We start from the raw sequence: 16,437 nt of genomic DNA, 5'->3' as shown, positions 1-16,437 counted from the left end.
TACGCGTGGCGAACTCGAATACCTTGCACTGATTTTCAACTACAGGCAACAGTGTTTTGAAAATCATGAGATTCATTAATCGATTTTTTTCTATCTCACATTGGTTTTTTTCCTTTGCGCTGTTCGTCACGCTTTCCAGTCAAGCTGCGGGACCGGACAACGCACTCAGGACCTACACCCTGACGCCCCCTATTCCCGTGTCACGGTACAACGCGAACTATGTTGAAGACGCCAACCACTTTATCGCTGCGGCCTACAACCTGGAGCGTATCGAGTTTGCCAGCGGCAATTCATTGTTGCTGGCCGACCTCAATGCCGCGCCATTTCGGGGGACCAATGCCGCAGACACCCTCAACGGTACTGCCGGTGGCGAATTGCTTATAGGCGGCAAAGGCGCGGATACGATTTTGGGTGGAGCCGGTAGCGATGTTTACCAATGGAAAAAAGGTGACGGAAACGACATCCTGGTCGACTATGACTGGCAGGCAGGCAACGTTGACACGCTCAAGCTTGTCGATGTTGCCGCAGGCGGTGTGTCGCTCAGCCGTGATGTTTTCAACCTGTACATCACGGTCATCGCCACGGGCGAGAAGATTCAAATATCAAACCACTTCAGCGCTGCGACCTATAACCTGGAGCGTATCGAGTTTGCCAGCGGCAATTCATTGCTGCTGGCCGATCTTAATGCTGCACCATTTCGGGGAACTGACGCGGCTGACACCCTCAACGGCAGTGCCGGCGGCGAACTGTTCATCGGCGGCAAGGGCGCGGACACGATTTCAGGCGGGGCCGGGAACGATGCGTTTCAATGGTCCAGGGGTGACGGCAACGATGTCATCAGCGACTATGACAGGCAGGCGGGCAATGTCGATACGCTCAAGTTCACCGATGTGGCTGCTGGCGGTGTGTCGCTCAGCCGTGATGCTTCCCACCTCTACATCACGGTCATCGCTACAGGCGAGAAGATTCAAATATCAAACCACTTCAGCGCTGCGGCCTACAACCTGGAACGCATTGAATTCGCCAGCGGCAACCCGCTGCTGCTGACCGTCCTGAACGCCGCAGCGGTTCGGGGGACCGACGCGGCAAACACACTCGATGGCACTGCCGGCAGCGACCTGTTCATCGGTGGCAAGGGCGCGGATAAGATCTCGGGCGGGGGCGGTAACGATGTTTACCAATGGAAAAAAGGTGACGGAAACGACATCCTGGTCGACTATGACTGGCAGGCAGGCAACGTTGACACGCTCAAGCTTGTCGATGTTGCCGCAGGCGGTGTGTCGCTCAGCCGTGATGTTGCCAACCTGTACATCACGGTTATCGCCACGGGCGAGAAGCTCCAAATATCGAAACACTTCAGCGCTGCGGCCTACAACCTGGAGCGAATCGAATTCTCCAGTGGTAACCCTTTGTTGCTGGCTGAGCTCAACGCCGCGACATTCCGGGGAACAGCCGGTGCCGACACGATTATCGGAAGCGGCGGCAACGATGTGCTCGACGGCGTGGCCGGCAATGACTTTCTGGTCGGTGGTACTGGCAGCGATATCTACCGGATCGGCCGGGGCTATGGCGCCGACACCCTTCAAGACATCGACTTAACGGCCGGCAACAAGGACGTGCTGCAATTCCTGGGTGGCATCAGCAGCAAGCAGCTGTGGTTCCGCCACACGGGCTATGACCTGGAAGTCAGCATCATCGGAACGGCCGACAAGGCCACGGTGCAGAACTGGTATCTGGGCAGTTTCTTTCACGTCGAACAGATCAAAGCCGGCGACGGCAAGGTGCTGCAAGACACCCAGGTCGAAACCCTGGTGAAGGCGATGGCCGACCTTGCGCCGCCGGTCATGGGGCAGATGGATCTTTCAGCCGCCTATGCGGCCCAGCTGGCACCTGTGCTGGCCGGCTGGCATTAACGGGAAATCAGCGCTCGACCGTCTTGTTCCAGCGCGCGTTCCAGGCCGGGCGGTTTTCGTTGATCACGTCCCAGTCCACGGCGATGGCGGTTTTCATGTACTCGTTCATCTGGGTCACCAGCGCGGCGGCCTTGCCGCTGGCTTTGGTCTTGGGGTTGGACGGGATCTGGTCGCCGAACTCGAGCGCGGCGGCCTGGGCTTCGGGCGACAGCAGGTACTGGGCCAGCTTGTGGGCCAGCGCGGGCTCGCTGTTTTTGGCGATCACACATTCGCCGACAGTCAGCACGGCCGAGCCTTCCTTGGGCTGCACGTATTCCACCGGCAGGCCTTTGTCTTTCAGCACGCCGACGGCGGTGGGCGTGAGCGGGAACATCGCGGCCTCGCCGGTCTGCACCATTTCAGCGAGCTTGGCCGAGCTCGGGATGTACTCGAGCACATTCGGGCCTATGGTGGTGGGCCAGGCCTTGAAGCCGGGCTCCACGTTCTTGTCGTTGCCGCCCTGGATGCGGTTGAAGAGCAGGAAACCGTGCAGGCCGAAGGTCGACGAGGACAGGGACTGGAACACCACCTTGCCCTTGAACTTGGGGTTGGCCATGTCCATCCAGGAGGTCGGCGGCGCCCAGCCTTTTTCGGTGAACATCTTCTTGTTGTAGGCGATGCCGGTCATGCCGATGTTGACGCCGGCGGCCATGTCGCCCTTGAAGCGCGCGGTCGGGAACAAATCATTCAGCGCCGGGCTGGCCTGCATTTTTTCGCACAGGCCCATGCCGATGGCGCGGTACATGATGCCGTCGTCCAGGAACATCACGTGCATCTGCGGGTTGTCCTTGTTGGCCTGGGCCTTGGCCAGGATGTCCGAGGAGGTGCCGGGCACGACCACGACCTTGACGTTGTTGGCTTTCTCGAACGCGCCGAAGACGTGCTCGGTGTAGGTTTTTTCCATGGTGCCGCCGTTCATGCCGATGTACAGCGTCTTGGCCTGGGCCATGGCGTTGCCGCCGGCAAGGCTCGCGGCGAGAACGGCAAGCGACACCGCAGTGGCGCGTGCGGTCAGGAATCGTGGGGAGGTGTTCATGGAAAGCTCCTGGTGGCGTGGGTGAAAAAAGAAATGGCAGTGAAAGGAAGATGGCTAGACAACGGCGGAAGAGGCAAGCACTGTGGTTGTCGCACGCGGGCTTGAAGGAAAACGTTGAATCGAAAAAGCCTCAATCGGCGTGGCGCTGTGGCCTTCGCAGACCAGGTCGGCCAGCACCGCGCCCACGCCCGGCCCCAGCTGGAAGCCGCCGCCGGCAAAACCGAATGCATGAATCAGGCCCGGTGTGGTGGCGCTGGGGCCCAGCACCGGCAGGCGGTCCGGCAGGTAGCCTTCGGTGCCGCTCCAGGTGCGGATGATGTGGGCGTTCTTCAGCGCCGGCAGCAGCTCGACGGTCTGCTGCATCAGGCCGGCCATGCCGCTGCGCTGCGCGCGGGCGCGCTGGTCGTCCAGCGCGTAGCCGCGGCCGCCGCCTATGACGCAGTTGCCGCGCGCCACCTGGCGGGCGTAGACGCCGCCGCCCTCCACGCCCAGGCTCAGGTTCATGAACACGGGCAGCGGCTCGGTCACCGCCATCTCGGGGTGGCCGGCTTCCATGGGTACGGTCTCGCCGAATTGCGCGGCGATGCGGTCGGCCCAGGCGCCGGCGCAGTTGAGCAGGTGTTTGGCGCGCACCTCCAGTGCCTCGCCGGAGCGCAGCACAAACAGTTCGCCATCGTGCGCGACCTCGTCCACGCGGGTCTGCTCGCGGATGTGGGCGCCCAGGTTGCGCGCGGCCAACGCGAAGGCCGGCGACACCAGGCGCGGATTGGCCTGGCCGTCGCCGGGGCACAGCGAAGCGCCGACGGCGGCCCGGCCCAGCCAGGGGCAGCGCTCGCGCAGGGCGCGCGTGGACAGCATCTGCAAGTCCATGCCGAAACCCTGCGAGCGTTCGCGGTAGCTTTCAAGCGAAGCCATGTCGGCCTCGCTGCGCGCGATCTTGAGGTGGCCTGACTGGACGTATTCGCCGTCTATACCGATGAGTTCGGGCAGGCGCGCCCACAGGTCCTGCGCGCGCTGTGACAAGGGCAGCTGGTTCAGCGGCCGGCCCTGCCGCCGCACGCCGCCGTAGTTCACGCCGCTGGAACGGGAACCGCAGAGGTCGCGCTCCAGCAGCACGACCGAAAAACCCATGCGGCGCAAAAACAGCGCGGCCGAGGCACCCATGATGCCGCCGCCCACAATCGCCACGTCGGCGGTGATGCGTTCCATCATGCGGCCTCCTGCTGCAGCGCCGGTGTGGCCGTGGCCGAAAACGGCAGCGGCTTGATGGGCGACTGCCCGCGCAGCCGGCCCACGGCATCGAGCGGCACGCTGCAAGCATGCGCGAGGATCTCTGCCGCCGCCACGCCGCAGGTGCGGCCCTGGCAACGGCCCATGCCGACCCGCGTCAGCGCCTTGAGGCGGTTCATCTCGCGCGCGCCGGTATCGGCCACGCAGCGGCGCAATTCGCCCGCGGTGATTTCTTCGCAGCGGCAGACCACGAGTTCATCGGGTGCGTTGGCCGCCCACTGCACCGGAAACGGGAAGGCGCGCTCCAGCCCCTGGCGGAAAGCCGCGGTGCGCGCCAGCTGCCGCTCCAGCCAGGCCGCGCGTGAGAGGTCGATCCGGTGCCCGGTGTCCGCAAGCAGCGCCAGCGCGGTGCGTTCGCCGGCCCACTCGGCCGCGTCCGCGCCCATGATGCCGGCGCCGTCGCCGGCCAGGTAGACACCGGCCACGCTGGAGCGCCCCACGGCGTCGCGCTCGGGCAGTGCGCCGCGCTGCAGGCCGTCATAAGAAAAGCGGCAACCCAGCAGGTCGGCCAGTTGTGTCTCGGAGCGCAGCGCGTAGCCAAAGCCCACGCCGTCGCAATCGATCTGGTGTTCGCGGCCGGCCTTGCGCCAGTGCAGGGCCTGCACGCGCTCACCGCCTTCGGCGCGGACCAGTTCCACGCCCTGGTGCACGGCAATGCCTTGAGCGCGCAGCCAGCCCAGGTAATACAGGCCCTTGGCCAGCAGCGCCGGCTGGCGCAGCATCACGGGCACGGCGGCGAGCTTGCCCGCGAAGCCGGCGGTGTCCAGCACCGCCGCCACCGTGGCGCCAGCCTTCGCATACTGGTAGGCAATCAAATACAGCAGCGGCCCGGTGCCGGCAAAGACCACGCGCGAACCGATCGCGCAGCCCTGGAACTTGAGCGCCACCTGCGCGGCGCCCAGTGTGTAGACGCCGGGCAGGGTCCAGCCCGGAAACGGCAGCACACGGTCCGTCGCGCCGGTGGCGACGATGAGGTGGCTGTAGGGCAAGATGCTCATGGCACCGTGGTGCAGCAAATCAAGCTTGCCGCCTTCGGCGCTCCACACCAGGGTGTCGGGCCGGTAATCGACTTTGTCCAGGATGCCGGCCATGGCGCGGTGCAGCGCGTCGGCACGCCCGGCCTCAAAACCATACAGCGCCTCTTTGGGCCGCGTAAAACCCGCGGGCGGCTGGCGGTAGATCTGCCCGCCCCAGCGCGGTGCTTCGTCCACCACCACCGGCCGCAGGCCGTGCGCCACCAGCGCCTGGGCCGCACGCACGCCGGCGGGCCCCGCTCCCACGATGACCGGCTGCACGCTCATACCGGCCCCTCCGCGCCTGTCACCAGCCGCATGCCTTCTTCGATGAAGGTGCCGCAGGCACGCAGGCGCTTGCCCGATTCGGTGGCGACCCAGCAGTCCTGGCAGGCGCCCATCAGGCAAAAACCCGCGCGCGGCTCGCCGCTGAATTCGCTGAAGCGCAGTTGCGCGCTGTGCGTGAGCACCGCCGTCAGCACGGTGTCGCCGGCCAGCGCCGTCAGCGGCTGACCGTTGAGCACAAAGCCCACGGGCTTGCGGCCGGCTTCGGCCACGCGCAGCAGCAAGCCCGCGCCTTGACCGGAGGTTTCAGGGGATGGTTTCATTTGTGTCCCACGAGAATCTTGTCAAGGCCGTAGATGCGGTCCAGCACCAGCATGGCCACCGCCGTGAGCGCCACCATGAGCGCCGACACCGCGGCCATCAGCGGGTCTATGGACTCGGTCGCGTACATATACATGCGCACCGGCAGGGTCACGGTCGAGGGCGCGGTGACGAAGATGGACATGGTGACTTCGTCAAAGCTGTTGATGAAGGCCAGCAGCCAGCCGCCGGTGACGCCCGGCAAAATCATGGGCAGCGTGACGCGGGTGAACACCGTCGCCTGGCTCGCGCCCAGCGACAGGGCCGCCTGCTCGGCGCTGCGGTCGCTGCCCTCCACCGAGGCCAGCACCAGGCGCAGCACATAGGGCGTGATGATGACCACATGCGCCAGCGCCAGCCAGAAGAAGCTGCCGGTCGCGCCTATCAAGGAGAAGGTGCGCAGCAGCGCCACGCCCAGCACCAGGTGCGGAATGATCAGCGGCGACAGGAACAGGCCGTTGAGGAAATCACGGCCCGGAAAACTGTGGCGCGCGATCGCCAGCCCGGCCGGGACGGCCAGCACCGTCGCCAGCGTGGCCGAAATCGCGGCCAGCCAGAGGCTGTTCTTGAAGGACTGCACAAAATCGGAATGCGCGAACACCGCACGGAACCAGCGCAGCGAAAACTCCGTGGTCGGAATCGCCAGCGTGTTGCCGGGCGTGAAAGCCACGACGCAGACGATGACCAGCGGCGCCAGCATGAAGGTGATGACCAGCGCATTGAAGAGCAGCGCGAGGGGGCCGTTTCTGGACATGGTGCTCTCCTTATCCCAAAGACTTTTTGTAGGAGCGCTCGAGCACGCGGTTGTAGCTCAGCATGATGGCCAGGTTGGCCAGCAGCAAAGTCAGCGCGATGGCCGCGCCCAGCGGCCAGTTGAGCTCGTGCAGGTATTCGTCATAGACCACGGTGGCCACCATCTTGAGGCGCCGCCCGCCCAGCAGGCCCGGGATCGCGAAGGCGCTGGCGCTCAGGCCGAAGACGATCAGGCTGCCCGAGAGGATGCCCGGCAGTACCTGCGGAAAGATGATGCGGCGCAAGGTGGTGAAGTGCGAAGCCTGCAGCGACAGCGCCGCGTCCTCCACGCCCGGGTCCAGCTTCTGCAGCGAGGTCCACACCGGGATCACCATGAAGGGCAGCATCACGTGCACCAGCGCAATGACCACGGCCGCCTCGGTGTAGAGGATGCGCATGGACGGCAGGCCCACGGCGCGCATGGCCTGGTTGACCACACCCTCGGGGCCCAGCAGCATGCTCCAGCCGAAAGCGCGCACCACCACCGACACCAGCAGCGGCGCCAGCACCACCAGCAGCAAAATCGAGCGCCAGGGGCTGCGCATGCGGCTCAGCACATAGGCTTCGGGCGCGCCCACGAGCACGCAGATCAATGTGGTCAGCGCCGAAATCCACAACGTGCGCCAGAAGATGCCGTGGTAATAGTCGTCCGTCAGCACGGCGGCGTAATGCGCCAGCGTGAAGCTGTTCTTGACGCCGGTGGCATGGTCGAAGACCTGTAAGGACAGCACGGCGGTGAGCGCCAGCGGCACCAGCAGCAGGCAGGCAAACAGCGTGAAGGCCGGCGCCGACAGCAGCCAGGGCGCGCGCGATGCACTGGCCCTTGCCGGCAGCAGCGGCGCGGCAGCGGCGGCGCTGCTCATGCCGGCACCCCTTGCGCGCCGGGCAGCAGGCGCACCTGCTGCGCGGTCCAGTCCAGGCCCACGTTAGCGCCCTCTTCGGCCGGTGCCGTGCCGTCGTTGGGGCAGACCACCGCGAGTTCACCGGCGGCGGTCGACACCTGGTACAGCCACTGGCTGCCGAGGAAGAAGCGCTCGTTCACCGTGCCGCCTAAACGCCCCTGGGCCTCGGGCACCAGGCGGATTTTTTCGGGACGCAGGCTCAGCACCACGGCGTCGCCTTCGGACACGCCGGGCGCCTCGACCTCCAGCGGCACATTGCCGCCGACCTTCACCGTGGCCCAGGGGCCGGCGGCCGTCACACGGCCTTCCAGCAGATTGGCCTTGCCGACAAAACTTGAAATGAAGCGGGTCTGCGGGTGTTCATAGAGCCGGTGCGGCTGGTCGATCTGCGTCACGCGGCCGGCCTCCATGACGACCACGCGGTCGCTGATGGACATGGCCTCGGTCTGGTCGTGCGTGACCATCACGGTGGTGGTGCCGACCTTGCGCTGGATCTGCCGCAGCTCGAACTGCATTTCCTCGCGCAGCTTGGCGTCCAGGTTGGACAGCGGCTCGTCCAGCAGCAGCACGGGCGGCTGTATGACCAGGGCGCGCGCCAAGGCCACACGCTGGCGCTGGCCGCCCGAAAGCTCGCGCGGATAGCGATGGGCATGCGCCTCCAGGTGCACCAGCCCCAGCGCGGCCTTCACGCGTTCGGCGCGCTCCTGTTTGTCGACACGCCGCATCTCCAGGCCGAAGCTCACGTTGTCGTAAACGCTCATATGCGGGAACAGCGCATAACTCTGGAACACGATGCCCAGGCCGCGCGAATTGGGTTTGGCATGCGTGATGTCGCGGCCGTCCAGCGTGACCTGCCCCGAGGTCACCTCGCAAAAGCCCGCGATCATCTGCAAGGTGGTGGTCTTGCCGCAGCCCGAGGGGCCCAGCAGCGAGACAAATTCGCCTTTTTCGACCGACAGGTTCATGTCGGCCACGGCGCGGGTCGCGCCATAGGACTTGTTCACGTTCGCCAGGGTCAAAAAGGACATGGGGAGCACCTCTGCAACAAGGGGGTGGCCAGCGCCGCACAGACAAAACGACGTACAAAACGGTGACACCCTGATGACTTCATGCTATGGCATGTACGAAAAAATCGTCAATAGGTTATTCCGTATAGAGATATCTTTATTTGATTTATTCCGTTTAATGGAATTTATATACACTTAAGTCAATACTGATTCCGCCAAAGGAGAGACCGTGAAAGACGAAGACAATAGCTCCAGCAGCGTGCAGCGCGCTTTTTCCATCATCCGGGCACTGGCCGCGACGCAGGCCAAGGGCGGGCGCATCACCCACGTCGCCAAGGCCACGGGCCTGACCCAGGCGACCACCCACCGCATCCTGAAAAGCCTGGTGGCCGAGCGCGTGGTGGAGCAGGAAGCCGGCTCCAAGCTCTACCGGCTGAGCATCGAATTTTTCGCGCTGGCCGCGCAGGCCGGCAACTCCATGGACCTGCGCGGCCTGTGCCGGCCGTCCATGCTGCGCCTGTGCGCCAGCCTGGGCGACACCATCTTCTTGCTGGTGCGCAGCGGCTTTGACGCGGTCTGCCTGGACCGCAGCGAGGGCCCCTTCCCGATACGCTCCTTCACCGGCGACATCGGCGGGCGCGTGGCGCTGGGCATGGGCCAGGGCAGCCTGGCCATCCTGGCCTTCCTGCCCGAGACCGAGCGCGAGGAAGTGATCCGCTACAACCTGCCGCGCGTGCGCGAGTTCGGCGTCTACGACGAGGTCTACCTGCGCACCGAGATCGAGCGCGTGCGCGAGCTCGGCTATGCCGGGCGCAACACCAACCTGCTGGACGGCATGGCCGGTGTCGGCGTGCCGGTGCTGGACCGCGACGGCCGCGCCGTCGCCGCGCTCAGCGTCGGCACGATTTCCTCACGCCTGAGCCCGGACCGCCTGCCCACGGTGGTCGAATTGCTCAAACGCGAGGCCGCGGCCATAGGCGCGCAGATCAATCCCTTTGACAGCACCTTACGCAGGCCGGCTCAAAGTCTGGCGCCCGCTGACAAAACTTAAGAGCTGCTCACAAAACCCAGCGAAGCGGTCCTGGCTAGGCGCGCCGCCGCAGACAGTGCTCCAGCACGGCAAGGCGGCTGCAACAACGCCAGGAGGGTTTTTGAGCGGCTCCGTTCAGGGCGCAGCCGCCTGCTCGCGCAGCCAATCGCGCAACTGCACCAGCGGCCGCCAGCTGGTTTTCTGCGAGGGCCAGACCAGGTAGTAGGCGAAGTCCGAACTCAGCGAGAGATCAAAGGGCACGGCCAGCGTGCCGTCGGCGATGTCGTCGGCCACCAGGAAGCGCGGCAGCACGGCCAGGCCCAGGCCGGCCTTGACGGCCTGCGCGATCATCGAAAACAACTCGTACTTGGGGCCGGTGCCGGAGCTTTGCGTGTCGGCGATGCCGGCCAGCTGAAACCAGTCGCGCCAGGCGTTCGGGCGCGTGCTCTGGTGGATCAAGGTGAATTTCAGCACGTCGGCCGGCTCGCGGAGTTGGCGTGCCTTGATGAGCGCCGGGCTGCAGACCACCACGCTGTCCTCGCCCATCAGGTATTCGGACTCCGTGCCCGGCCAGTCGGGCCGGCCGTAATGGATGGCGGCATCCAGCCCCGTCAACGAGAAATCAAAAGGCTGCAGGCGCGTCGCCAGGTTCAAGGTTACATGCGGGTGCGCCTTCAGGAAAGACGGCATGCGCGGGATCAGCCACTTGGTCGCAAACGTCGGCACCACACCGAGCTCCAGCGTGCCGCCCTCGCCTTTGGACGAGACCAGGTCCAGCATTGCGGCCTCCAGCGAATCCAGCGCCGGGCTGACACGTGCCAGCAGCGAGCGGCCGGCGTCGGTCAACTCCAGCTGGCGCGGCAGGCGGCGAAACAGGCTCACGTCCAGCTCCTGCTCCAGCCCCAGGATCTGGTGGCTGACCGCGCTCTGGCTCACCGACAGGTCTTGCGCTGCCAGGGTGAAGCTGCCGCGGTGGGCAGCCGCTTCAAAAGCCAGCAGGGCCTGGGTGGAGGGGATTTTTCGGCGCATCGCATGAATATAGCTCATGCCTCCATCGAAATTGATCCTTTGTGCATGCTGCCGAAATTACCGAAAATCCGGCTTTCTACAGCATAAATACCCCTGAAATGACCCATCTCCAGAAGCTGCTCGCTGCCTGCCTTCCGCCCGAGGCCGTCAAAACAATTCATGAACAAATGTACGTTCATCCCGGCCTGCAGCAAGCCCCATCCGGCACCGTGAGCCGCGCAGAACTGGCCCAGGCACTCAATATGGCCTTGTTCCACGGCCTGGTGCAGCGCGTGCCGGCCGGGCAGGACTACATCGCCAGCGACGTGGTGGGCCAGCAGCGCAAGGTGGTGTTCGACCACGGCGCGTTGCGCACCGTGCGCTGGCCCAGCGGCGCTTTGCCGGCCGGCGAGGCGGCCTTCACGCGCGTGCTGCGGCCGCTGGGTTTTGAATTGCAGGGCACCTACCCGCTGCCGCGCCTGAAGATGACGGGCCGGGCCTACAGCCACCGCGATTTCCCCGAAGACATCGCGCAGTTCTTCGTTTCCGAACTGCACCCAGAGCAGTTCTCCGCGCCCTTCCAGTCGGCCGTCACGCGTGTGCTGTCCAGCTCGCGCGACCCACTGGGCCCGCAAGACGTCGCCGACCTGGAGCAGCTCACGCGCGACGGCGTGCTGCCGCTGGCGCAAGCGCTGCGCCTGCTGCCGCAATTGCTGCAATGCTTTGACCGCCAGCACGGTGTGTTCGCGATGGACGACTACGAGCTGCTGCTGGCCGAATCGGCCGAGATGGCCTGGATTTCCACCGAAGGCAATGCCTTCAACCACGCAACCGACCGCGTGGACGACGTGGATGCGGTGGCCGAACGCCAGCGCGCGCTGGGCCGGCCCATCAAGGACAAGGTCGAGGTCTCCGCCAGCGGCCGCGTGCGCCAGACCGCCTTTCGCGCGGCCGGCGTGCAACGCGACTTCATCACCACCGAAGGCCGCGTCTCGCGTGAAGTGCCCGGCTCGTTTTACGAATTCATCACACGCGACGAACTGAACACCGCCGGCGCGGCCAACGACCCGGTGCAGCCGCGCCTGGACCTGGCCTTTGACGCCGGCAATGCCACCGGCATCTTCGGCATGACGGCCGCCCGCGCATGACAGACGCGCGCGGGGCACTGCGCCCGTTGTATGCGCAGGCCAGCGGCTCGCCGATACGCGCCATGCTGGCACTCGCCGGCCAGGAGGGCATGATTTCATTGGCGGGCGGCCACCCCGACCCGGCGCTGCTGCCGGCCGACTGGCTGCGCGAGTCGCTGCTGGAGGTGGCCGGCCAGTTGCAGGGCCGCAGCCTGCAATACGGCGCCACCGAAGGACTGGCCGCGCTGCGCGAAGCCAGCGCGGCCTTGCTGCAGCAGCGTGGCCTCGCGGCACAGGCTGACGGCGTGCTGATCACCACCGGTTCGCAGCAGGCCATAGACCTGCTCGCGCGCGTGCTGGTTGAACCCGGCGAAGGCGTGGCGGTGGAATCCTTTAACTATCCCGCAGCGCTACAGGCTTTTCGTTTCGCGGGCGCGCGCCTGGTCGAAGTACCGACCGACGCGCAAGGCATGGACATCGACAAGCTCGAGCCCATCCTGCAGGCCGACCGCCCGCGTGTTCTTTACGTCGTGCCCAATTTCGCCAACCCGACCGGCGCCGTGATGCCGCTGGCGCGCCGCCTGCGCCTGCTGGAGCTGGCCGCGCAGTATGGCGTGACACTCATCGAAGACGATCCCTATGGCGAACTCTGGTTTGAGGAAGCGCCGCCGCCTTCGCTCGCACAGCTGAACCAGCAGGCCGGCTCGCCCGCGCAGGTCGCTTACATGACCAGCTACTCCAAGGTCGTCGCCCCGGCCCTGCGCCTGGGTGTGCTGCTCGCGCCGGCCGAGATTGTGCGCGGCGTGGTGCTGGCCAAGCAGGCGGCCGACGTGCACAGCGGTTCGCTGGAGCAGCTGACGCTGGCGGCCATGCTGGCCTCCGGGCGCCTGGGCCCGCACCTGGCGGATCTGCGCCCGGCCTATGCCGCCAAAGGCGCAACGCTGGACCAGGCTCTGCGCGCGCATTGCAGCAGCCTGCTGGAGTTTGACAAGCCGCGGGGCGGCATGTTCATATGGGCAAAACTCAACGCCGCCCTGCCCTTGCTGCCCACACAGGCCTGGGTGGACTTCGGCCTTCAACACCAGGTGCTGGTGGTGCCGGGCGCCGCCTTCAGCATCGGCAACAGCGCACAGCCCTGGTTGCGCCTGAGTTTTGCCAACCCCACGCCGGACGCGCTGCGGCAAGGCGCCGAACGCCTGGGCCGCGGACTGCGCGAGCTCGCCATCCCACACTGATTTCAAGACACACCACGAAAGGACTTCACCATGAGTCACGCCAACGACGTTTCATCCCTTTTCAAAGCCCTGGGCCTGAGTGCCGAACTGGCCAGCAAGGCACCTGCGGCTATCACGGTGGCCACGCCCATCGACGGCAGCCAGCTGGCCCGTGTGGCCGTGCACAGCGCCGCCGAGGTCGACAGCGCGCTCAATGCCGCGCACCAGCGTTTCCTTGAGTGGCGCAACGTACCCGCGCCCAAGCGCGGCGAACTGGTGCGCGCCTTTGGCGAAACCGTGCGCCGCCACAAGGCCGGGCTGGGCCAGCTGATCTCGCTGGAGACCGGGAAAATTTTGCAGGAGGGCCTGGGCGAGGTGCAAGAGGTCATCGACATTTGCGAGTTCGCGGTCGGCCTGTCGCGCCAGCTTTACGGCCTGACGATCGCCAGCGAACGTCCCGACCACAAGCTGCTGGAAACCTGGCACCCGGTGGGCGTGGTCGGCATCATCTCGGCCTTCAATTTCCCGATGGCGGTGTTCGCCTGGAACGCCGCGCTGGCCCTGGTCTGCGGCAACACCTTGGCCTGGAAACCTTCGGAAAAAACGCCGCTGTCGGCCATCGCGCTCAACGGCCTGCTGCTACAGACGGCCAAAGAACTCGGCCTGACCACGCAAGGGCTCAGCGAACTGCTGATCGGCGAGCGCGCCACCGGCGAGGCGCTGGTGAAGCACCCGCACGTCAAGCTGGTCAGCGCCACCGGCTCCACCGCCATGGGCAAGAACGTGGCGATTGCCTGCGCCGGCCTGTTCAAGCGCTCCTTGCTCGAACTCGGCGGCAACAACGCGGCCATTGTCTGCCCTTCGGCGAACCTGGAACTCGTGGTGCGCGGCGCGGCCTTCGCGGCGGCCGGCACCGCCGGCCAACGCTGCACCAGCCTGCGCCGCCTGGTCGTGCACCGCTCCATTTATCCTGAACTGGTCAAACGCCTGGTCGCTGTTTTTGAACGCCTGCCCATCGGCAACCCGCTGAAAGACGGCACGCTGGTCGGCCCGCTGATCGACGGCCGCGCGTTTGAAGCCATGCAGTCGGCCCTGGCCGAAGCGAAGAAGCTGGGCGCCACCGTGCATTTCGGTGACAAGCAGCCCGGCGAAGGCTCGGCCCATTATGTGCGCCCCGCCATCGTGGAATTGAAGGAACAAGCCGGCCCCATGCTGCACGAAACCTTCGCGCCCATCCTCTACGTCGTGCCCTATGACAATTTTGAAGAGGCCATCGCCATGAACAATGCCGTGGTGCACGGCCTGTCCTCGGCCGTCTTCACGCAGGACCTGCGCGAAGCCGAGATCTTCACCTCGGCGCGCGGCTCCGACTGCGGCATTGCCAACGTCAACATCGGCACCAGCGGCGCGGAGATTGGCGGCGCCTTCGGCGGCGAGAAAGAAACGGGGGGCGGACGCGAGTCGGGATCGGACTCGTGGAAGGCCTATATGCGCCGGGCGACCAATACCGTCAACTACGGCTCCAGCCTGCCTCTCGCGCAGGGGATTCGCTTCGAAATTTAAAAGCCGCTGGAGCTTGGAAGTAACTCCTTCCCCCGCTGGGGGAAGGAGCAAGAAGTTCAAAGCCCCTTCGGACGCAGACTTCAGACTGCGCTGAAGTCTGGCCGGCGCTTCTCTATGAACGCAGTGAAGGCCTCTTTCGCAGCCGGTTCACCCAGCATGCGCCCAAAACTCGCGCCCTCTTCAGCCATGCGCTCGGCCACGAGAGTGGCGTTGCCTTTTTTCATGAGCCGCTTGGTTTCCATCAGCGCGCTCAGCGGCTTGGCCACCAGTTTTTGCGCCTGCCTTTGTGCCAGCGCATTGGCTTCGGTGGGCGGCACGATGCGGTTGATGAGGCCTATCTCCAATGCCGTTTCGGCCATGAACGGCTCGCCCAGCAGCAGGGCCTCGGCCGCGCGCGGGTAGCCCATGAGCTGCGGCACCAGGAAGCTGGACGCCGCCTCGGGGCACAGGCCCAGGTTCACAAAGGGCATGGAGAACGCGGCGTTGTCGCCCGCATAGACCAGGTCGCAGTGCAACAGCAGTGTGGTGCCTATGCCGACGGCCGGGCCGCACACCGAGGCGACCAGCGGCTTGGGGAAGCTGCTGATGCCGCGCAGGAAGCGGAACACCGGCGAGTCCATGGTGGCGGGCGGTTTGTTCAGGAAATCGGCAATGTCGTTGCCGGCCGAAAAAATCGTTTCGTGGCCCTGGATCACCACCGCGCGCACCGCCGTGTCGTGGTTGGCCGATTCGAGCGCATCGGCCAGGGCGCCGTACATGGCGGAGGTGATGGAGTTTTTCTTGTCCAGGCGGTTCAGCGTGATGGTCATCACGCCCGCGTCGATGTGGCTCAGGATTTCGGGGATGCTGCCGGTGGAAATAGGGGTGGGAGTGTTCATGGTGTTTTCCGTTGAGAAGCCAAGTTTAGGTGGTAGGAAGAACAGCCGCTCACAAAACCCAGCGAAGCGGTCCTGGCTAGGCGCGTCGCCGCAGACAGTGCACCAGCACGGCAAGGCGGCGCAACAACGCCAGGAGGGTTTTGTGGGCGGCGGCTATTCCTTGTAATAGACGATCTGCGTACTGGTGGCTAACAGCACGCCGGCCCCGCTCCACAGCTGCGCTGTCTGGTCAAAAAAGCCGTTGCGAAAAGCCTGCGCCTTTGCTTGCCCCAGCAAAAAGCCTTCGCCGCATTCCGCGAGCTGCCGGCTGTCCGCATGGAAATAGGTCGTGATCGAGACCGTGCCGGCCGGCACACGCGTGGCGCGGCGCAGCCAGACGCGCGGGTAGAACACGTCGGACATGGCGGCCAGCGCCGGGAAGTCCAGCGGGCGCGGCGGGTCGTCGCGCACCCATAGCTGGGTCAGGCTGTCCACGCCGCTGCCGTCCCAGACCTGCGGGATCACGCCGCGCACCGGCCGCATGTCGTAGCGGTTGGTCCAGGCAGAGGTGGCAAAGCGCAGCCGGCCCGTCGCATCGGCCAGCGTCACCGCGGGCATGGGCGTGTCGTTGAGGCTCCAGGTCTCGCGGCGCGCGGCCGTGACGGCGGTGGCCGTCATCACGGCACCGCCGGCGTCACCGTCCTGCGACAGCTCCACCGTCCAGTGTTGGGTCGAGCGGTTGGTGCGCACCGGTTTGGCCGTCACGCTGAAAGGGCCTTCGGCCATGGCCGCCGCGTAGTTGACGGTCAGCGCGACCGGCTCGCCGAGCAGGGCCGGGTGCATCAGGATGGCGCGCAAGGCCGTGGCCGCCGTAGTGCCGCCGAAGGGGCCCACCATGTTCCAGTAATCAGGGCTGCTGTGGCCCAGCCAGGTGTCGGGCCTGTCGGCGCCGGCGGCTGCCAGCCGCAGCGCCTGGTCAAAAGAATGGGGATTGCTCATGT

At 65.6% G+C, this 16,437-nt stretch carries 15 protein-coding genes; 5 read left to right on the top strand and 10 right to left on the bottom strand.

Features of this window, described 5'->3' with window-relative positions:
* Nucleotides 1-65 precede the first annotated feature (65 nt).
* Complete coding sequence (locus ACSQ27_RS15280) at nt 66-1,913, top strand: calcium-binding protein (protein ID WP_436156754.1); 1,848 nt, start codon at nt 66-68, stop codon at nt 1,911-1,913.
* Nucleotides 1,914-1,920: 7 nt separating this feature from the next.
* Here ACSQ27_RS15280 and ACSQ27_RS15275 read toward each other — a convergent pair whose 3' ends face one another.
* The 7 genes from ACSQ27_RS15275 to ACSQ27_RS15245 are packed head-to-tail and all read right to left on the bottom strand — an operon-like array spanning nt 1,921 to nt 8,658.
* Nucleotides 1,921-2,988: an ABC transporter substrate-binding protein gene (locus ACSQ27_RS15275; protein WP_436156357.1), complete on the bottom strand. Its 1,068-nt coding sequence runs from the start codon at nt 2,986-2,988 to the stop codon at nt 1,921-1,923.
* A gap of 54 nt (nt 2,989-3,042) precedes the next feature.
* Nucleotides 3,043-4,200, bottom strand: a complete 1,158-nt coding sequence (locus tag ACSQ27_RS15270) for an NAD(P)/FAD-dependent oxidoreductase (RefSeq protein ID WP_436156356.1) — start codon at nt 4,198-4,200, stop codon at nt 3,043-3,045.
* Nucleotides 4,197-5,579 carry an FAD-dependent oxidoreductase gene (locus ACSQ27_RS15265; RefSeq protein WP_436156355.1) on the bottom strand — a complete coding sequence of 461 codons (1,383 nt, stop codon included), beginning with the start codon at nt 5,577-5,579 and terminating at the stop codon, nt 4,197-4,199. The genes ACSQ27_RS15270 and ACSQ27_RS15265 overlap by 4 nt, the downstream gene beginning before the upstream one ends.
* Nucleotides 5,576-5,899 (bottom strand): (2Fe-2S)-binding protein, encoded by a 324-nt coding sequence (locus tag ACSQ27_RS15260; RefSeq protein WP_436156354.1) that lies wholly within the window; start codon nt 5,897-5,899, stop codon nt 5,576-5,578. The genes ACSQ27_RS15265 and ACSQ27_RS15260 overlap by 4 nt, the downstream gene beginning before the upstream one ends.
* Nucleotides 5,896-6,690: an ABC transporter permease gene (locus ACSQ27_RS15255; RefSeq protein ID WP_436156353.1), complete on the bottom strand. Its 795-nt coding sequence runs from the start codon at nt 6,688-6,690 to the stop codon at nt 5,896-5,898. The genes ACSQ27_RS15260 and ACSQ27_RS15255 overlap by 4 nt, the downstream gene beginning before the upstream one ends.
* A gap of 10 nt (nt 6,691-6,700) precedes the next feature.
* The gene (locus ACSQ27_RS15250; RefSeq protein WP_436156352.1) at nt 6,701-7,591 is read right to left on the bottom strand and encodes an ABC transporter permease; all 891 of its coding nucleotides are present in this window, start codon (nt 7,589-7,591) and stop codon (nt 6,701-6,703) included.
* On the bottom strand, nt 7,588-8,658 hold the full coding sequence (locus ACSQ27_RS15245) for an ABC transporter ATP-binding protein (RefSeq protein WP_436156351.1): 1,071 nt from the start codon (nt 8,656-8,658) through the stop codon (nt 7,588-7,590). The genes ACSQ27_RS15250 and ACSQ27_RS15245 overlap by 4 nt, the downstream gene beginning before the upstream one ends.
* A 208-nt stretch (nt 8,659-8,866) precedes the next feature.
* Here ACSQ27_RS15245 and ACSQ27_RS15240 point away from each other — a divergent pair, with 208 nt between their 5' ends.
* The gene (locus ACSQ27_RS15240; RefSeq protein WP_436156350.1) at nt 8,867-9,688 is read left to right on the top strand and encodes an IclR family transcriptional regulator; all 822 of its coding nucleotides are present in this window, start codon (nt 8,867-8,869) and stop codon (nt 9,686-9,688) included.
* Nucleotides 9,689-9,802: 114 nt separating this feature from the next.
* Here the strand turns inward: ACSQ27_RS15240 and ACSQ27_RS15235 are convergent, their stop codons facing one another.
* Nucleotides 9,803-10,714, bottom strand: a complete 912-nt coding sequence (locus tag ACSQ27_RS15235; RefSeq protein ID WP_436156349.1) for a LysR family transcriptional regulator — start codon at nt 10,712-10,714, stop codon at nt 9,803-9,805.
* 80 nt (nt 10,715-10,794) lie between these two features.
* On the opposite strand from ACSQ27_RS15235, the gene ACSQ27_RS15230 reads away from it, so the two are divergent.
* From ACSQ27_RS15230 to amaB, 3 genes are read left to right on the top strand one after another with little or no spacing between them, the layout of a single operon-like run.
* On the top strand, nt 10,795-11,823 hold the full coding sequence (locus ACSQ27_RS15230; protein WP_436156348.1) for a DUF1338 domain-containing protein: 1,029 nt from the start codon (nt 10,795-10,797) through the stop codon (nt 11,821-11,823).
* Nucleotides 11,820-13,037, top strand: a complete 1,218-nt coding sequence (locus ACSQ27_RS15225) for a PLP-dependent aminotransferase family protein (RefSeq protein WP_436156347.1) — start codon at nt 11,820-11,822, stop codon at nt 13,035-13,037. The genes ACSQ27_RS15230 and ACSQ27_RS15225 overlap by 4 nt, the downstream gene beginning before the upstream one ends.
* A 30-nt stretch (nt 13,038-13,067) precedes the next feature.
* Nucleotides 13,068-14,579, top strand: coding sequence for an L-piperidine-6-carboxylate dehydrogenase (gene amaB / locus ACSQ27_RS15220; protein WP_436156346.1), 1,512 nt, complete (start codon nt 13,068-13,070; stop codon nt 14,577-14,579).
* 80 nt (nt 14,580-14,659) lie between these two features.
* On the opposite strand, the gene ACSQ27_RS15215 is transcribed toward amaB, so the two are convergent.
* Nucleotides 14,660-15,457 carry an enoyl-CoA hydratase gene (locus tag ACSQ27_RS15215; RefSeq protein ID WP_436156345.1) on the bottom strand — a complete coding sequence of 266 codons (798 nt, stop codon included), beginning with the start codon at nt 15,455-15,457 and terminating at the stop codon, nt 14,660-14,662.
* Nucleotides 15,458-15,610: 153 nt separating this feature from the next.
* The gene (locus ACSQ27_RS15210) at nt 15,611-16,435 is read right to left on the bottom strand and encodes an acyl-CoA thioesterase (protein ID WP_436156344.1); all 825 of its coding nucleotides are present in this window, start codon (nt 16,433-16,435) and stop codon (nt 15,611-15,613) included.
* Between the last annotated feature and the right edge of the window lie 2 nt (nt 16,436-16,437).

This window comes from Polaromonas sp. LjRoot131 (assembly GCF_964252805.1).
In the GTDB taxonomy this organism is placed as follows: Bacteria; Pseudomonadota; Gammaproteobacteria; order Burkholderiales; family Burkholderiaceae_C; genus Polaromonas.
Note: the sequence above shows the minus strand (reverse complement) of the source record. Positions and strands in the feature narration are given on the sequence as shown.